11 protein-coding genes are annotated in these 16,969 nt (G+C 38.7%); 6 read left to right on the forward strand and 5 right to left on the reverse strand.

All coding sequences use genetic code 11. From position 1 onward, the window contains the following. The first annotated feature begins 7 nt into the window (after positions 1-7). Positions 8-1,006 (forward strand): glycosyltransferase family 2 protein, encoded by a 999-nt coding sequence (locus JOC76_RS16090; RefSeq protein WP_205179088.1) that lies wholly within the window; start codon positions 8-10, stop codon positions 1,004-1,006. Between the two features lie 38 nt (positions 1,007-1,044). Beyond that, positions 1,045-2,577 carry a hypothetical protein gene (locus JOC76_RS16095; protein ID WP_205179090.1) on the forward strand — a complete coding sequence of 511 codons (1,533 nt, stop codon included), beginning with the start codon at positions 1,045-1,047 and terminating at the stop codon, positions 2,575-2,577. A gap of 45 nt (positions 2,578-2,622) precedes the next feature. Here the strand turns inward: JOC76_RS16095 and JOC76_RS16100 are convergent, their stop codons facing one another. After that, entirely contained in the window at positions 2,623-4,014 is a 1,392-nt protein-coding gene (locus tag JOC76_RS16100) for a L,D-transpeptidase family protein (protein ID WP_372441961.1), read from the reverse strand. 204 nt (positions 4,015-4,218) lie between these two features. Continuing rightward, the gene (locus tag JOC76_RS16105; protein WP_205179092.1) at positions 4,219-5,424 is read right to left on the reverse strand and encodes an MFS transporter; all 1,206 of its coding nucleotides are present in this window, start codon (positions 5,422-5,424) and stop codon (positions 4,219-4,221) included. Positions 5,425-5,877: 453 nt separating this feature from the next. On the opposite strand from JOC76_RS16105, the gene nirB reads away from it, so the two are divergent. Continuing rightward, positions 5,878-8,241: a nitrite reductase large subunit NirB gene (nirB, locus tag JOC76_RS16110; RefSeq protein ID WP_205179094.1), complete on the forward strand. Its 2,364-nt coding sequence runs from the start codon at positions 5,878-5,880 to the stop codon at positions 8,239-8,241. Between the two features lie 65 nt (positions 8,242-8,306). Continuing rightward, the gene (gene nasC, locus JOC76_RS16115) at positions 8,307-10,442 is read left to right on the forward strand and encodes an assimilatory nitrate reductase catalytic subunit NasC (protein WP_205179096.1); all 2,136 of its coding nucleotides are present in this window, start codon (positions 8,307-8,309) and stop codon (positions 10,440-10,442) included. Between the two features lie 242 nt (positions 10,443-10,684). On the opposite strand, the gene nspC is transcribed toward nasC, so the two are convergent. After that, positions 10,685-11,812, reverse strand: a complete 1,128-nt coding sequence (gene nspC / locus JOC76_RS16120; protein ID WP_205179099.1) for a carboxynorspermidine decarboxylase — start codon at positions 11,810-11,812, stop codon at positions 10,685-10,687. Position 11,813: 1 nt separating this feature from the next. Then, complete coding sequence (locus JOC76_RS16125; protein ID WP_205179101.1) at positions 11,814-13,052, reverse strand: saccharopine dehydrogenase family protein; 1,239 nt, start codon at positions 13,050-13,052, stop codon at positions 11,814-11,816. Positions 13,053-13,840: 788 nt separating this feature from the next. Here JOC76_RS16125 and JOC76_RS31045 point away from each other — a divergent pair. Further along, positions 13,841-14,086 (forward strand): hypothetical protein, encoded by a 246-nt coding sequence (locus tag JOC76_RS31045; protein WP_205179103.1) that lies wholly within the window; start codon positions 13,841-13,843, stop codon positions 14,084-14,086. Positions 14,087-14,419: 333 nt separating this feature from the next. Further along, entirely contained in the window at positions 14,420-14,908 is a 489-nt protein-coding gene (locus JOC76_RS16135; RefSeq protein ID WP_205179104.1) for a hypothetical protein, read from the forward strand. 306 nt (positions 14,909-15,214) lie between these two features. On the opposite strand, the gene rluF is transcribed toward JOC76_RS16135, so the two are convergent. Beyond that, positions 15,215-15,925 (reverse strand): 23S rRNA pseudouridine(2604) synthase RluF, encoded by a 711-nt coding sequence (gene rluF / locus JOC76_RS16140; RefSeq protein ID WP_205179251.1) that lies wholly within the window; start codon positions 15,923-15,925, stop codon positions 15,215-15,217. Positions 15,926-16,969 lie beyond the last annotated feature (1,044 nt).

Genomic DNA, 16,969 nt, shown 5'->3' on the forward strand with positions numbered 1-16,969 from the left:
TGAAAAAATGTCAAAAAATCTACCCCTTCTAACCATTGTCGTTCCTTGTTACAATGAAGAGCCTACCTTGGATGAAACGACTAAAGAACTTACACGAATTATGGACAAGTTAGTTTCAAATAAAAAAATTAACAATGAGAGTATTATTTTATATGTGGATGATGGAAGTAAAGATCAGACATGGGACAAAATTGAAGAAAAAATTGCATCTAGTCGATATGTGCATGGATTAAAACTAAGTAGAAATTTTGGCCATCAAGGAGCCTTAATTGCTGGCTTAGAAACAGCAAGAGAATTTTCCGATTGTGTCATTTCCATTGATGCAGACCTTCAAGATGATGTTGAAGCAATCATAGAATTTATTGATAAATATCAGGAAGGCTATGAAATTGTTTATGGAGTTAGGGATAAACGGGACACCGATACCCCCTTTAAAAGAAATACTGCCTTGTGGTTTTACAGTTTAATGAACAAAATGGGCGTAAAATTAGTCCCCAATCATGCTGATTATCGATTAATGAGTAAAAGAGCCTTAGACGAATTTGTAAAATATCAGGAAGAAAATTTATTTATTCGCGGCATTATCCCACTTTTGGGCTTTAAATCGACAAAGGTCTTCTATAATCGTAAAGAAAGATTTGCAGGTGAATCCAAGTACCCCTTAAAGAAAATGATTGCCTTCGCTTTAGAGGGAATGACCTCATTCAGCGTTGCGCCTATCCGGCTTGTTTCTGCTCTAGGATATTTAATGGTGCTAATCGGGATTGGAATTGCAATTTACGCATTATTTGCGAAGATTTTTTCCTATACGGTAAGCGGCTGGACATCCTTAATGTTATCGATTTGGATTGTAGGAGGCGTACAGTTAGTCGCACTTGGAATTATTGGTGAATATGTAGGGAAGGTATTTAAGGAAACAAAAGGGCGTCCTAGGTATACCATTGAGCAAAATAGCTATTTAGAAAAACATCAAGAAAAGTATCCAGATCTTATGAAAAATCGATAATAAATGCAAGTGGAGGATTTCTAAAGGAAGGTAAAAAAATGAATCGTAAACCGTTTGAAAAATCCTATCTTTTTTTCTTTATTTATTCTTTTTTTATCATGTTATTTTTTACACAGTCTTCCCCGCTCGTTGTCACCAATGAATGGGTAGATGCTAACGCCTTTTTGACAGTCGGGAAAGGGATGGCAAACGGACTTGTCCCTTATAAGGATCTGTTTGAGCAAAAGGGCCCCTTATTATATGGATTGCATGCGTTAGCTTACTTTATTTCTCATACGACTTTTTTGGGTGTGTATATTTTAGAAGCAATCGCCATGTTCATCAATCTCTTGCTTGCTTTTAAAATATCGAGGCTCTATCTAAATTGGATGCCTGCAATGGTCATCCCCCTTTTCTTACCGCTGTTCCTTTTAAATGAACGGGCATTTGGATTTGGGGATAGTGCCGAAGAACTGTCGATGCCTTTTTTATTCACGTTGTTATATTTTCTCTTAAAGCATTTTAAGTATCATGGGGATTCCCCCTTCAAATGGTCATTCTACCTCTTAAACGGTTTTCTAGTAGGCTGTGTCTTATGGATCAAGTATACCCTTGTAGGTGCCTGGATTGGCTTTTACCTTGCGATTTTAATTATTTTTATTGGAAAAAGGGCATGGAGGCCATTAGGTAGTGCCATTGTTTTTACCTTTATGGGACTCTTGATTTCAAGCATTCCTTGGCTCATCTATTTTGCGGTACACCATGCATTAAAAGACTTATTTGATGTCTATTTTAAATTTAATCTAGTGACCTATTCTTCACAAATATCTTTACCAGTTAAACTAGTGAATACGGCCATTATCTTTGGCAGGGCGTTAAATGGTATTTTGGAAATTAAAGTAATGTTCATTATCGGGATGCTTGATTTTATGTTTACTTGGAAATACCTCCAAAACAAGCATCAAAAATGGATCTTGTTTAGTACGGCTGTATTTCTCATATTTGGAGTTTATTTTGGGGGAAGGGATTATATCTATTATTATCTGATTATTACTCCCTTTAGCTTATTTGGGTTAATCTCACTAGGACGTCTTTTTCAGCATTCGCTTAAGGTACAAGCGGAAACAGTTAACGAAAGGAAATGGTTTACAGCTGCCGTAATTGCGCTGACTGCTTTTGTCCTATGCTTTGGTTATAACACCAATATAAGATTTTCAAGATTACTCTATAAAGATCCGCTTCCGCAGCAAACCTTTGCGAAAATCATGAATCAGGAGCCCCATCCCACGATGTTAAATTACGGGGCATTAGATGGCGGCTTTTACTTAGCAGCGAATATTGTCCCAAATGTCCGTTACTTTGAAAGCCAGAATATTGACTATAAACTTTATCCTGAAAATATGGATGAGCAAAATCGCTATATAAAAGAAGGCAAAGTCCAATTTGTAGTTGTGAGATTGTTATCACCAATGCCTATAGAGAAAGTCAATATCCCTCATATATCGGATCATTATCGTCTCGTAACTTATCAAGACCAAAGGTTAGGTTCCACAACCGTTTATCGATACTTGCTTTATAAAAAGGTAAAATAAAAGAGGCAGGAAATCATTTAAGAAGATTTCCTGCCTTTTCTGATTTTAGTAAACCACAACGGGTTCATTTTTACTAAGATTGTCATAGACCGTTTTAATAGCACTTAATGGAGTGTTGACACAGCCGCCTGAACCTGCGGTCAGATAGGCAGTACTTGACCAGTTACTCCGCCAGCTGGCATCATGGAACCCACACCCGCTAAGGGTAAAGGGTGCCCAGTATTGGACTTTAACTGAATAATCCCCATGACCTACTGAACGACCCTCGAGTACGGATGGTGTTTCTTTATACATGATATACCATACCCCTTTTGGAGTGTCCTCACTGGTGTCATGCCGACCTGTTACCACATTAGTTGTCACCACTAATTTCCCATCCTTATAAATCCAAATCCTTTGTTCGGCAATGGATACTTCTGCATAGGTGTCCCCAATCCCATTATTGGTTGTCACAGTATAGCCGGTTCCGTACGTACTCCAGCCAGTTCCGTAAATTGACTCGGCTTCAAGCGATTTTGCCCCTTTTTCAAAGGCTTCCTGAACTCGCTTTGTTTCCTTGCTAACATTAATGGCCCAGCCGTAGGACTGTCCTTTTACGGTTACAACCGATCCGGAATGAGTGGTAAATTGAAAATCCTTCTTTAATGTCGATTGTGAGTTATTAATCTCACTAATCTTATTAGTTATTGCTTGTGGTTCAATGGTTATTTGCATATCTTTTGTCACAGTTGCATTTTGAATGAGTTCACTGCCTTGTAATGTATAAACCTTGTTCTGAACTTTATAATCCATGCTTTTTTGCACCAGTTCCTGCAGGACTTGCTCTTCTTTTTTGACAATTGGACTGTCTGCTTTGACAGGCTGAATGTATACAGGCTCCAGATGGAGTTCACTGGTATACTCCTGCTTTTGATAAGCTTTTAAAAGTGTCGTCACATCATATTGCTTTCCATCAACGCTTTTGGTGACAGTGATCTTGCCGTCTACTAAATGGGCTTCTGCATCTTTTGCTGCTAAGCGGCTTTTATTCATGGAAACAAGCTTGTCCTCTATCAGTTTTTTCATGGTATGGTTCCGATACTGGTCCATTTTAGCAGGTTCAAGTGAATAATTATTTTCCTTTGAGGAGGGCCAAAATGATTGCTGACTTTTTAGTAATTTCTTCACACTAGACAGGTCAGAGTTTATAAACTCCATTTTTGTATCTTTTCCATCATAAATGAGATCCTGTCCTACATAGACGTCATTCTTTAATACCGTTGATTTTAACTTTTTTAATGCTTGGTCAGCCGTCAAACCGCCAACCTTTGTGTGATTGATTGTGATATTCGAATGGAACCGAGTGGATTGATAATAGTACATACCTGCCATTCCTAACACAATGATACCAATAAGACTGCTTACCATGATGACTTTCATTTTACGCAAGACTTTCACCTCTAAGGTAACTCAAAAATTTTTAATATTAAAACAATTTAAATGGTAACTCTAGCTAAAATATTGTGTAATTTTGACTATTCCTATTATACCAGAATAATACCAAAATCCCATTTAAATAAATCTACTATTTTTTCTGTTTTCACATAAAAAAGGGACATTCCGATGGAGGATGTCCCTTTTCTAGTCCTTAATTTTAAAGGCTTAAAGTTGTCTAGTTGCACTCTTTGTTGTCCATGTTTTTTGCCATGCGAACTTGGCTATTGTTATGACGACCAGACCAGCTAACCCAATCCCGGCATAGACTAAAAAGCCTGGTGCATAAGAGCCGGTTATTTGTTTAAGTGTTCCAAGGACATTCGGTACAAAGAATCCTCCAATCCCCCCTGCAGCTCCAACGATGCCGGTAATCATCCCAATTTCCTTTTGGAACCGTTGTGGAATTAACTGAAAGACGGCTCCATTGCCCATCCCAAGAAACAGCATGCCGAAGAACAAAAGAGCTGTTACGAGTGCAAGAGGCGGCAGCAAACTTACACCTAACATACATAAAGCCACGGCAATAAATAAGAAAGTCAAAAGGCGTGTTCCGCCAATTTTATCAGCAATGGCCCCGCCAACAGGACGGAAAAAACTGCCTGCTGCCACACAAAGTGTTACAAAATCGCCAGCAGTAACCAGGGATAATTGATATTGATCGACAAAAAAGATACTCAAAAAGCTGGATAATCCAACAAATCCACCGAAAGTAACGCTGTAGAGGAGACAGAAAAACCATGTATCCCTCTGTTTAAAAATAGTAAAATATTCGGAAGCTGTTTTGGCTGAAGGCTGTACAGGTGCGTCTTTCGCCATGATAATGTAAAGAATAAATACAATTGAAAGAGGAATGAGTGCTAACCCAATCACATTATGCCAGCCGATATTTTCTGCAAGACGAGGGCCGAATAATGTGGCAAATAATGTTCCGCTGTTACCGGCACCTGCAATCCCCATCGCTAATCCTTGTAAATGAGGAGGATACCAGCTGCTTGCCATTGGAATAGCGGCAGCAAAGCTTGCCCCAGCGACACCAAGTAGGATTCCGATTAAATAAAGCTCTGTTAAGGACGTACCACCCAACCATCCCCAAAGGAGCGGAACCATGGTAACAAGCATCCCAATAATCGCTGTTTTCCGCGGTCCTATTTTGTCTGTTAAGATGCCAAGAATAATCCGGAAAAAGGAACCACTTAAAATCGGAACCGCTACAATGAAGCCTTTTTGTGCGGGAGATAGACCGAAATCCTTCGTAATAAAAACCCCAAGTGCTCCTAATATAACCCAAATCATAAAACTAACATCAAAGTATAAGAATGACGCAACTAATGATGGTGCATGACCACTTTTTTTAAGTTCTGCTAACTTCATAACTACTATTTCCCCCTGATCTTTAAATGATTTTTGATACCCCTTGTTTGTGCACTAGTTCCATTCTTACCAGCCAATATTAGGCTTCTTTGAAAAAATTACTTTCCCTAATAGCAGCAAGAATACGAAAAAATTCACCCCATTGACCATTTTTTATTCCTCCACCTTTTTTGATTTTTTTAAGATAAGAATAAAGAATTTCCACTTCGAGAATTGTCCAGCTCTAGGCGTCATCGGGTTGTGCTTTTCGCGATGAGCAGAAAGCCTTGCGCTTTTCTCTGTTGTTAGAATAGTCTGTCACTATTTTTTTGTCATGAATGCTGTAAGGTCTTCTGACATGGAATTTTCAGTGTTAGGAAATATAACATGAATGAATATTAATTACGTAACTTATGAAATAATTAACATTATTCATGGCTATGGCAGGAACTTTAACAATGCTGGAGGTTTGTTATGAGGAAACAAAAACTGGTATTAGTCGGCAACGGGATGGCTGGCGTACGTTGTATTGAAGAAATAGTAGCAATCGATCCTGATGCTTTTGATATTACGATTTTTGGCAGTGAGCCGCATGTGAACTATAATCGAATTCTTTTGTCGACGGTGCTGCAAGGCGGCATGACGATGGATGCCATAACAATTAATGATGGTAATTGGTATAAAGAGCACCAGATTCAACTATATACAGGAGAAACAGTCGTAACGATTGATAAAGAGAGACAAGTGGTCATGACCGATAAGAACCGCGAAGTTTCTTATGATCGACTAATAATAGCTACTGGAAGCTCCCCCTTTCTCCTTCCGGTCCCTGGTGCAGATAAAGACGGGGTTACAGCATTTCGAACGATTGAAGACTGTAATACGATCATCGATAAAGCAAAGCGCCATAAAAAAGCAGCTGTTATTGGCGGAGGGCTATTAGGATTGGAGGTGGCAAGGGGACTTATTAACCGTGGCATGGATGTAAGTGTTGTTCATAATGGCAGCTTTTTATTAGAAAGGCAATTAGACCAGACGGCTGCCAAAATGCTTCAAGAGCAGTTAGAAAATCAAGGGATGCAGTTTCTCTTTGAAAAACAAACAGATGAAATTACCGGGAACAGTCATGTGGAAGGCCTTGTTTTTAAAGACGGAACCAAAATCGATGTCGATTTAGTTGTCATGGCTGTGGGAGTTCGCCCTAATATTCATTTAGCCAAACAAAGCGGGCTTGAAGTGAATCGTGCTATCTTGGTAAACGATTATTTACAAACAAGTGAACAGAATATTTATGCCATTGGAGAGTGTGTGGAACATCGCGGTACCGTATATGGATTGGTAAAGCCTCTTTATGAACAAGGGAAGATATTAGCAAGACATATTTGCGGGATGGAGGTTCAAGGCTATGAGGGTTCCCTTCTTTCGACGCAATTAAAAATTTCAGGTGTAGAGGTTTTTTCTATAGGACAATTCCATGAGGATGCAGCATCAAAGGCGATTAAACTACATGATGAGGTTAACGGAATCTATAAAAAAATAGTTTTTCAGGATGATAAAATGATCGGCGCCGTTCTGTTTGGGGATACAAGAGATCGTACGAGATTACTAGATATGATTCTAAAACAAAAAGCGGTGTTAAACCACGAAAAAACCGCACTACTGTATCCCTCAATGGAGAATGGAAATTCAGTGGCTGCTATGCCTCCAAGTGAAATGATTTGTAACTGTAATGGTGTGACCAAAGGGGCCATCATGGAAGCTGTTCAAAAGGAAGGATTGACCACTGTTGAACAAGTTAAGAAATGCACGAAAGCATCAGGCTCTTGCGGCGGCTGTAAGCCTCTAGTTACCGAACTTCTAACGTATATTAACAGTGCTGAATGTAATGAAAACATATCACAAAAATCCATGTGCCCTTGTACTGCCCTAACAGAAGATGAGGTCGTAAAAGAGATGCAGGTGCTCGGCTTGACGACTGTTCAAGAGGTAATGGAGGAACTCAATTGGAAAATTTCGAATGGCTGCAGTAGCTGCCGTCCTGCAATCGAGTATTACTTAGGAATGATTTACCCCGAGTTTGAAAGCAAACAAGAAATCGACCTAGAAAATGAACAAATGAATGCAATCGGCCAAGCAAATGGGAGGTATACGTTAATCCCGCAAATGTACGGCGGAATCACTTCGGCGGAACAGTTAAGTAAAATTGCAGATGTTGCGGTGAAGTATGATATCCAACAGATTGCCATTACAAGTGAACAAAGAATTCATTTAATGGATGTAAAAAAAGAAGTTCTTTCAGCTGTTAGTGCGGACTTAAATATGCCCCTAAGCTTGACCTATGGAAATATGGTACAAAATGTAAAAACGTGCATCGGTGAACATATTTGCCAGTGTGATAAACAGCCATCCCTAAGGTTAGCCGTCGCGCTTGAACGAAACTTAGAATTTATAAAAACCCCTTATCGTCTCAAATTAGGTGTTTCTGCTTGTATGCATAATGGGGCAGGTTCCACAACGAAAGATATTGGTGTGATTGGCATGAGCAGAGGTTGGGAAATTTATGTGGGCGGATCTAGTGGAAGAATCGCCCGGTCCGGAGAATTATTAACGGTTGCTCCAACGGATGAGGAAGCTGCTGAAATGATTAGGGGGCTGGTTCAATATTATCGAGAATCGGCCAATTATCTGGAGCGTACCTGGCAGTGGATTGAACGATTGGGTTTAATCCATATAAGAGAAGTTTTGTTTGATCCAGAGCTTCGTCAGGAATTGTTAAAACGCCTGGATGAGGATTTAGCATTGAGAAAAAAGATTTTAGTGGAAAGTGACTCACAGTAATATCGGTGACAGCTTTGGTATGTAAGAAGGCGAGCGATAAGTTGAAGAAGAAAAGGTGAGGAATCTTGACAGAACTAATGTTAAAGTATTTCCGTACTAAGCAGAAGGAAGTACAATCGGAAAAAATATATGATACCCAATGTCCTTTTTGCAGTATGCAATGTAAGCTGCAATTAATTGAACAGTCGGTAGTTTCACGAAAACAATATAAAACGGTTGGAAAGGAGAATCCAACCACCCAGGGTCGTCTTTGTATTAAAGGCATGAATGCCTACCAGCATGCTTTTAATAGGGAGCGATTAAAATATCCCCTGTTAAAGGTCAATGGAGAATTTGTCCGAATTACTTGGGATCAAGCATTAGAACAGATTAAAGCTCATTTTACGAGAATACAAGAGGAAGACGGACAAAATGCCTTAGCAGTATATGGGAGTGCGTCGATCACCAATGAAGAAGCGTATTTGCTTGGAAAATTTGCCCGAGTGGCATTACAAACGAAATATATCGATTATAATGGTCGATTATGTATGTCAGCAGCAGCATCTGCAGCCAGCCAAACTTTTGGAATGGATAGAGGGTTCACAAATAGCTTAAGTGAAGTCCCATTGACGCGCTGTATCATTTTGGCGGGAACCAATATCGCTGAATGCCAGCCGACGATGATGCCGTATTTTGAAAAGGCAAAGGAAAATGGTGCTTTCATCATCGCGATAGACCCTCGTGAGACAGCCACAACGAAGCTGGCGGACCTCCATTTAAAGTTGAAGCCGGGAACAGACGCCGCATTAGCAAATGGGCTTTTAAAGGTTATCATGGAGGAAAATTATCTAGATGAGGCATTTATTCAAGATCGTGCCCATGGCTTTAACGAGGTCAAAGATTATGTCTTGTCATTGAAGTTAGAAGATATAGAAAAAATAACAGGAGTCTCCATGGATCAAATCCGAAAAGCGGCGATTATTTTTGGGAAAGAAGCGACAGGAATGATTTTTACAGCAAGAGGTGTCGAGCAGCAAACAGATGGTTCCGCCGCCGTCCGAAACTTTCTTAATATCCTGATTGCAACGGGTAAACTAGGCAAGCCGAATTGCGGCTACGGAGCGGTTACCGGGCAAGGAAATGGTCAAGGGGCAAGGGAGCATGGCCAGAAGGCAGACCAGCTACCGGGTTATCGGTCTATTGAAAATGAGGAACATCGGGCATACGTGGCCAATGTGTGGGGAATCGACCCCGATGAGCTGCCGCGTAAAGGGGTTTCTGCCTATGAAATATTTGAGAAAATCAATGAGGGCGACATTACCGGCATGTTTTTAATGTGCTCCAACCCCGTTGTCTCCAATCCCAATGCTGCCTTTGTAAAGAAGGCATTGCAGAAGTTAAAATTCCTTGTAGCTGTCGATCTCTTTATGTCTGAAACAGCTAAACTAGCAGATTTAATTTTGCCCACGTCCTCATATTTAGAAGATGAAGGAACGATGACAAATGTAGAAGGACGAGTAACGTTACGAGAAGCAAGCTATCCATGTCCGGGGGAAGTGAAACATGACTGGCAAATCATTGTGGACATCGCTCGTGTCTTAGGAAAAGAGAAATATTTTTCTTTTTCATCTGCAGAAGAAATCTTTAATGAATTGCGCGTGGCAAGCCGCGGCGGAATCGCTGATTATTATGGAATTACTTATGAACGGCTGCGAAAAGAAGGAGGAATATTGTGGCCATGTCCTGATACGGAACATAAAGGGACCGTAAGGCTGTTTGAAAAGTCGTTTGCCCATCATGATGGCAAGGCTAAGATGGTGGTGGTAACAAACAAACCAGTTGTTCCGAAAGAGGATGTATGCAAGGAGTTTCCACTGCATTTGACCACTGGAAGAGTGATGTCACATTACTTAACCGGAGTACAAACAAGGAGAAGCCCGGCATTAGCTGCAAGAAATTTTGAATCGTATCTGGAGATTCATCCAACGACAGCCGTAAATTACCTAATTCCAGACGAATCTTTAGTGAAAGTGGAATCGCGAAGAGGAAGCATTATTGTGAGGAGCAAATACTCGGAAACGATTCGACCTGATACCGTTTTTGTCCCTTTTCATTGGGCAGACTCGCAAAACGTCAATATCCTTGTCGGAGCAGACTTAGACCCAGTCTGTCGAATGCCTGGTTTCAAACTAAGTGCTGTAAAGATAAGTCCTTTAAATTAGAAATCAATGGGGACGGTTCTCTTGATTCGCTGGAATCAAGAGAACCGTCCCCATGATTTTTGTCTAGCTCCAGCGCCCTACGATAAGTCAACATCGAATCGCTACCGCTCTTCGTGTTTCCTTTATCTCAGTTGGAGCGCTCCATAAGGAACGCTTCGGCAGCAAAGCATCGCACGAAGGAAAAGCGATAGCTTTTCCGAGGAGGCCATACGCCGCTAAACAGGGCGCTTGCGCTTTTCTTATTATGCTAATCTCATTTTAAAGTCTTGATAGCCAAACTCGCGTACTACTTCACAATCTCCATCCGCCTTTTTTACGGCGATGGCTGGTAATGGCATGCCGTTGAAGGTGGTGTTTTTAACCATTGTATAGATGGCCATATCACCAAAAACTAAGCGATCGCCGCTTTCTAATGGCTGATCAAATGAATAGTCTCCAATGACATCACCAGTTAGACAGGTTTGTCCACCTAATCGATAGGTATATGGCTTTTCGCCTGCTTCGCCTGATCCAAAAAGAGGTGGGCGATAAGGCATTTCCAATACGTCAGGCATATGACAAGATGCAGACGTGTCAAGGATGGCAATATCCATTTTGTTTTGGTGTGTATCAAGCACAGTTGTAATTAAATAACCAGCATTTAAAGCCACAGCTTCACCAGGCTCAAGATAAACTTCTAAACCGTATTTGTCTTGCATTCTCTTAATGCAAGCTTCTAATCTCGGAATATCATAATCTTCTCTAGTAATATGATGTCCGCCGCCAAAGTTAATCCATTCCATTTGCGGGAGCCATTCACCAAACAATTCTTCCACTGCATTTAAAGTGGTTTCTAAGTCATCAGAGTTTTGCTGACAAAGTGTATGGAAATGCAATCCTGAAACACCGTCAAGCAACTCCGGACGGAAATTCTCTTTAATCTCACCGAATCTAGATCCTGGTGAACATGGGTCATAGATTTCGTGCCCTATTTGAGTAGAGCATTGAGGATTGATGCGCAAGCCGACTTTTTTGCCAGCTTGAAGAGCTTTCTCTTTAAATTTTTCTAACTGTGAGAAGGAATTGAAGATGATATGATCACAAATTGAAATAATTTCATCTATTTCATCCGCACGATAGGCAGGGGCAAAGACATGATTCTCTTTGCCCATTTCTTCGTAACCCAAACGTGCTTCAAATAATCCACTTGCGGTTGTACCACTTAAATATTTTCCAATGAGGGGATACATTGTTGTCATAGAGAATGCTTTTTGTGCTAAAACAATCTTAGCTCCTGTACGTTGCATAACGCCATTAAGGATTTTTAGATTCTTTTCGACAAGAGCTTCATCGACGACATAACATGGTGTAGGTAGTTCTTCAAACCGCATTTTAACGAATTAGCTCCGCTTCTTTTGTTTTTGCAGGCTCATCATCAACAAGAACTGGATTAAAGTCTTCTACCCATGGAAGTCCCCATTTATTTAACTCTTCCATGAATGGATCTGGATCAAATTCCTCAATATTGAATACGCCTGGTTTATTCCATTTGCCAGTCAAGACCATCGCTGCCCCGATCATGGCTGGAACACCTGTTGTATAAGAAATGGCTTGAGAGCCGACTTCTCTATAGCACTCTTGGTGATCACAAACATTGTATACGTAATAAGTTTTTTCTTTGCCGTCTTTTTTCCCTCTGAAGATACAGCCGATGTTTGTTTTACCCACTGTACGAGGTCCTAGAGAAGCTGGGTCTGGTAACACAGCCTTTAAGAATTGAAGTGGAATGATTTGTTTACCTTCGAATTCGATTGGCTCGATAGAAGTCATTCCAACGTTTTCAAGGGCCTTTAAGTGCATTAGATAGCTTTGGCCAAATGTCATGAAGAAACGGATTCGCTTAAGTCCAGGGATGTTTTTCGCAAGAGACTCAAGTTCTTCATGATATAACAAGTACATATCTTTTTTGCCAACTTCTTTAAAGTCATAAACACGCTTAATTTCCATTGGCTCGGTTTCAATCCACTCGCCATTTTCCCAGTAACGTCCGTTAGCAGAAACTTCACGGATATTGATTTCAGGGTTGAAATTTGTAGCAAACGGATAGCCATGATCGCCGCCGTTACAGTCAAGAATATCGATATATTCGATTTCATCGAAATAATGTTTTAGTGCGTAAGCAGAGAATACACCAGTTACACCTGGGTCAAAGCCGCTGCCTAAAAGAGCAGTAATGCCAGCTTTTTCAAAGCGCTCTTTATATTCCCACTGCCACTTGTATTCAAATTTAGCCGTATCTTCTGGCTCATAGTTTGCTGTATCCATATAGTGTGTCTTTGTTGCAAGGCAAGCATCCATAATCGTTAAATCTTGGTATGGCAATGCTAAGTTCATAACGATATCTGGTTTTACTTCATTAATTAACGCGATTAACTCTTCTACATTATCTGCATCGACTTGTGCAGTCGTAATTTTTGTTTTGCCGCCATCAAGTTTAGCTTTTAGCTCATCACATTTTGATTTTGTACGGCTTGCAATACAAATTTCTTCAAATACGTCACTGTTTTGAACACATTTATGAACGGCAACAGATGCAACGCCGCCTGCACCGATAATAAGCGCTTTTCCCATTTTCTTATCCCCCAACCTAATAGATTTTTGAAAGCAAAACGGAACCCGTAACAATAAAAAAAGCAAGTGCAATAACGCATTAATAAACTGCGCACAACACTTGCTTTGATATATTCCATATTAAAAAGGGTATATCCATGACACAAATGGTCATATCTATACTCTACCAAGTCATTAGACATTTTGGCAGAAAGCTTTTTAATATTCATAATATATCGTTTTAGGATCAGAGTCTATATAGCAAATAATCACTTTTACCACTCTTATTGACCGTTTCACAAGTTGTGTGCATATGCACTGGTTGTAAAGTAACCAACTTATAAAATTTGAGCTTTTAACTCAATCAATAAGGCAACCAAAGTTGCCAATCGGCAGTTGACCCGGCTGTCCGTATGGCCTTAACTTCCAATTAGAAGTGGTCAAGGTTATCTGCTTGGAAAGATCCAGATATATTGAATATTAGCTTTCCAAAATCATGCTACTTTATAGTAGCAGTATATAATGAGAATGGCAAGTGAAAAATTATTTTTTTTATCAATTTTCTAAGGGCTATTTATTTTGTCAATTAATACGGGATCAATTCCAATACTTGAGCGACTGATGTGTTGCAATAATACCACTGCTGAAAGTACAAGGGTTTTGAAAAAATTTTTTGAAAATTTTCACTCGCTTGTTCGTTTTATGGTTTACCATAACGCTTGTTTTATGCGGAAATCAGTAAATAACTATCTATATTATGTTGCTTTTTTGCAAAAGTGCTTTAGATCTAAGTGAAATGCCTAATTTGTTTGGCCGAAATGCCGCTGGATATGCAAGCTAAATGGCTGCGGGTAATTGATAATAATGAAGTGCGGCGGCACACATTGTGCAAAATGTCCCAATCAACTGCAGTTTATCTTGGCGCCGAACCAAGATTTATGGAAAATGGTGAAGAAGGGACCTTACAGAGAAAATTTATATTACCGGATGTAATTCCTATCTGTTATTTATCGAAAACTGAAGAGAATGGACACTGTTATTGGCAGGAAGAATAATAAAAAAGGTTAAGATGACATTAACGGGTTCGGTTTTGAAGTACAAAATTAAAAAACAATACAATTAGGAGTCCAATTCGCAAATGAATTGGACTTCTTTTATTTGTTGATATATAAGGATTTATTCCATTTTAAAAAGCTGATTGACGCTTAAATTAGCATCTTAATTAGCAACTGTCTGCTGTCCATCAGATTGCCTCCAAAAGTCGTGTTAAAAATAGTGTTATTTTTATGACTAAAGGGTTGGTTTCTTATGCAACTAACGAAGCAGATTAATTAAACAAGGATAAAATAAAATAAGTTTGCTTAGGGAATGATATAAAAAAAGTGATAATGAAGAAAAAGAAAACAATGAAGGTATTTTCCTTAGCTATGATAATCATTCCGTGGCTTTCTGTTCTGTTTATGGATAAAAAATCATTAATAAGGTATTTACCTGTAGCAAGTTTTATTAATTTATTTATAAGTGTTTTTAGTGTCATCGCAAATAAAAGAAAATGGTGGATAAATAAAAATCCATTTTCTCCAGGTAAAGTAGATTTTACATACATATTAGGACCATATTTTGTAGCAACGTTATGGATTTTTAAACTAACTTACGGTAATTTCATAAAATATTTGATTACCAATGTTGTACTAAATACTCTTAACGCTTTTCCAATGGCACAAACGTGGGAAAAGGTTGGCACATTTAAATTTAAAAAAATTAATCACATTGGTTGGTATTTTATTTGTATAATACTTTCGATTATTATTTACGGTTATCAATATTTAGTTGAAAAGACAATTGTGAGTCAAAATAAGATGAAATCAGAATTATAATATCCATCCCTTAAGATACTTTTTGTCCTACTAACAAGGGCTTTTGTTCAGGTATACAGACGAAAAAAGGCATTGCTAAAATAATGATAAGTTTGTGAAGGAATATACTTAAACAATAGGATGCTTTAGTTCCATAAGCAGATATATAGAAAAATGCTCAGAGTTCTTATACCCTGGGCATTTTTTATGCTAATTATTGTGTTAATTTGCTTGTTAATTCAATTGCCAATTTAACTGTGATTTTAACATTTAAATTAACTTTTTGTACCTCAAAACCGACCCCGTTAAGATGACATTCATCCTTTTTTATTCCCATTCCCTTGGCTGATAGTTAAGATCATGAAATAATTGCTCTTTTTCTTTTTTACTTAAATCACGCCACTGACCGATAGACAAGTTTCCTAAATGGATATTCATAATCCTTGTCCGCTGTAGTCTGACGACCTCGTACCCTAACGCAGTACACATCCTGCGGATTTGACGGTTGAGTCCCTGTGTTAGGATGATTTGAAAGACATACTTCGATAGTTGTGTAACTTTGCACGGTAGTGTTTTGGTATCCAATATTTCTACACCACTCGCCATCTTTTTTACAAAATCGGCTGTAATTGGTTTGTTTACTGTGACAATATATTCTTTTTCGTGTTTATTTTCTGCACGGAGTATTTCGTTGACAATATCACCGTCATTAGTAAGCAGGATTAGCCCGTCCGAGTCTTTATCGAGCCGACCAATATGGAAAATCCTTAATGGGTGATTAACAAAATCAACAATGTTCCCCTTTATATGCCTCTCCGTTGTACTAGTAATCCCAACTGGTTTGTTTAAGGCAATATAAACGTATTCCTTTTTTACCTTAATAGGGTTACCATCGATTCGGACTACATCACCAGGCTCGACCTGGCTGCCCATTTGAGCCGCCTTACCATTAATTGTGACCCTGCCCTCGCCAATTAACTTATCTGCCCCTCTTCTAGAGGTCTTACCTGATTCACTAATAAACTTATTAATCCTAATAATAACCACAACCTTTAGTGGAATTGTTGGATTAAGAATAACCTAATGTCCCTGCCTTTTTCAAGGTGCCTGTCACCATTACTCTTAATTGCAAGTTAAAAACTTATCCTATCCAATCATATTATGAAAAAGAATGTCGAAATTTAAGTCGGTTTGTAATAAGGCACTTTAATATTTCTATTAATATGGTTCAATCTTCAAGTTTAAGTAAGCAAAAGGTATAGGATATGGGGGGCTTCAGTCATTTCGATAAGGCGACTGAATTGGTGAAATACAATAATAATTGATACCTTCTTTATAGGCTGCTGATTCAGGGGCATGCTATCGACCCTTTTTCTTTTAGATGCTCCGCCTCAGCAAAGGGGAGAAGGTGCTTTTTTTATTTCAATTTCTCTTGATTAGAGATATGTGTTTACAAGTATACAAAGTGTAAACGATAACTGTTTACTTGTAAACATTTTGTATACTTTAAGTTTACAAATTTGTACGCATGTAAACAAATAAGTACACATGTTGATATAAAGCTAAGTAAACAAGGTGTGTATTCATGTTTACAAAAATGTACACATTTCAGGAAATATTTATATAGTGATTGTTTTTTTAAAATTTAATTTCTTGGGTAGCCTATTATTGAAGAATTATATGGTGGAAAATGTTATGTTTAGCAGAATGATAAAATTGGAGAGGCTATATGAAATAATATCATTCTTATTTCAAAAAATATTCCAGGAAACTTCCAAAATTGTTGGATTAAAAATTGTTGGGTGAGTTTGTGAGCGGTTCACATGTAATTGGTATAGAATTAATAGAAAAATATAATTGGAATTAAAATGGATCTTCAATCAGGTGAATTTCCGCCTTAATATGTCTCTCCAGTTGTACTGTTGTTTCCAAGTGGTTTATTTAAGGCATATAGAAATAGTCTTTCTTGACTTAAATGGGACTTCCAACACTCCGTACCTCATCACCATTCTCGAACTAGCTGCTCATTTTAGTTTTTTGGTCATTATTCGTAACCCTGCTCTCGCTAATTAACGTATCTGC

Source organism: Neobacillus cucumis, assembly GCF_016908975.1.
Lineage (GTDB): Bacteria > Bacillota > Bacilli > Bacillales > Cytobacillaceae > Neobacillus > Neobacillus cucumis.

Excerpts from the sequence above, each read along its gene's own strand:
- nspC (WP_205179099.1), bottom strand. The coding sequence starts at position 11,812 with ATGCGGTTTGAAGAACTACCTACACCATGTTATGTCGTCGATGAAGCT.
- JOC76_RS16135 (WP_205179104.1), top strand. The coding sequence starts at position 14,420 with ATGAAGAAAAAGAAAACAATGAAGGTATTTTCCTTAGCTATGATAATC.
- JOC76_RS16105 (WP_205179092.1), bottom strand. The coding sequence starts at position 5,424 with ATGAAGTTAGCAGAACTTAAAAAAAGTGGTCATGCACCATCATTAGTT.
- JOC76_RS16095 (WP_205179090.1), top strand. The coding sequence starts at position 1,045 with ATGAATCGTAAACCGTTTGAAAAATCCTATCTTTTTTTCTTTATTTAT.
- nirB (WP_205179094.1), top strand. The coding sequence starts at position 5,878 with ATGAGGAAACAAAAACTGGTATTAGTCGGCAACGGGATGGCTGGCGTA.
- JOC76_RS16125 (WP_205179101.1), bottom strand. The coding sequence starts at position 13,052 with ATGGGAAAAGCGCTTATTATCGGTGCAGGCGGCGTTGCATCTGTTGCC.
- JOC76_RS16090 (WP_205179088.1), top strand. The coding sequence starts at position 8 with ATGTCAAAAAATCTACCCCTTCTAACCATTGTCGTTCCTTGTTACAAT.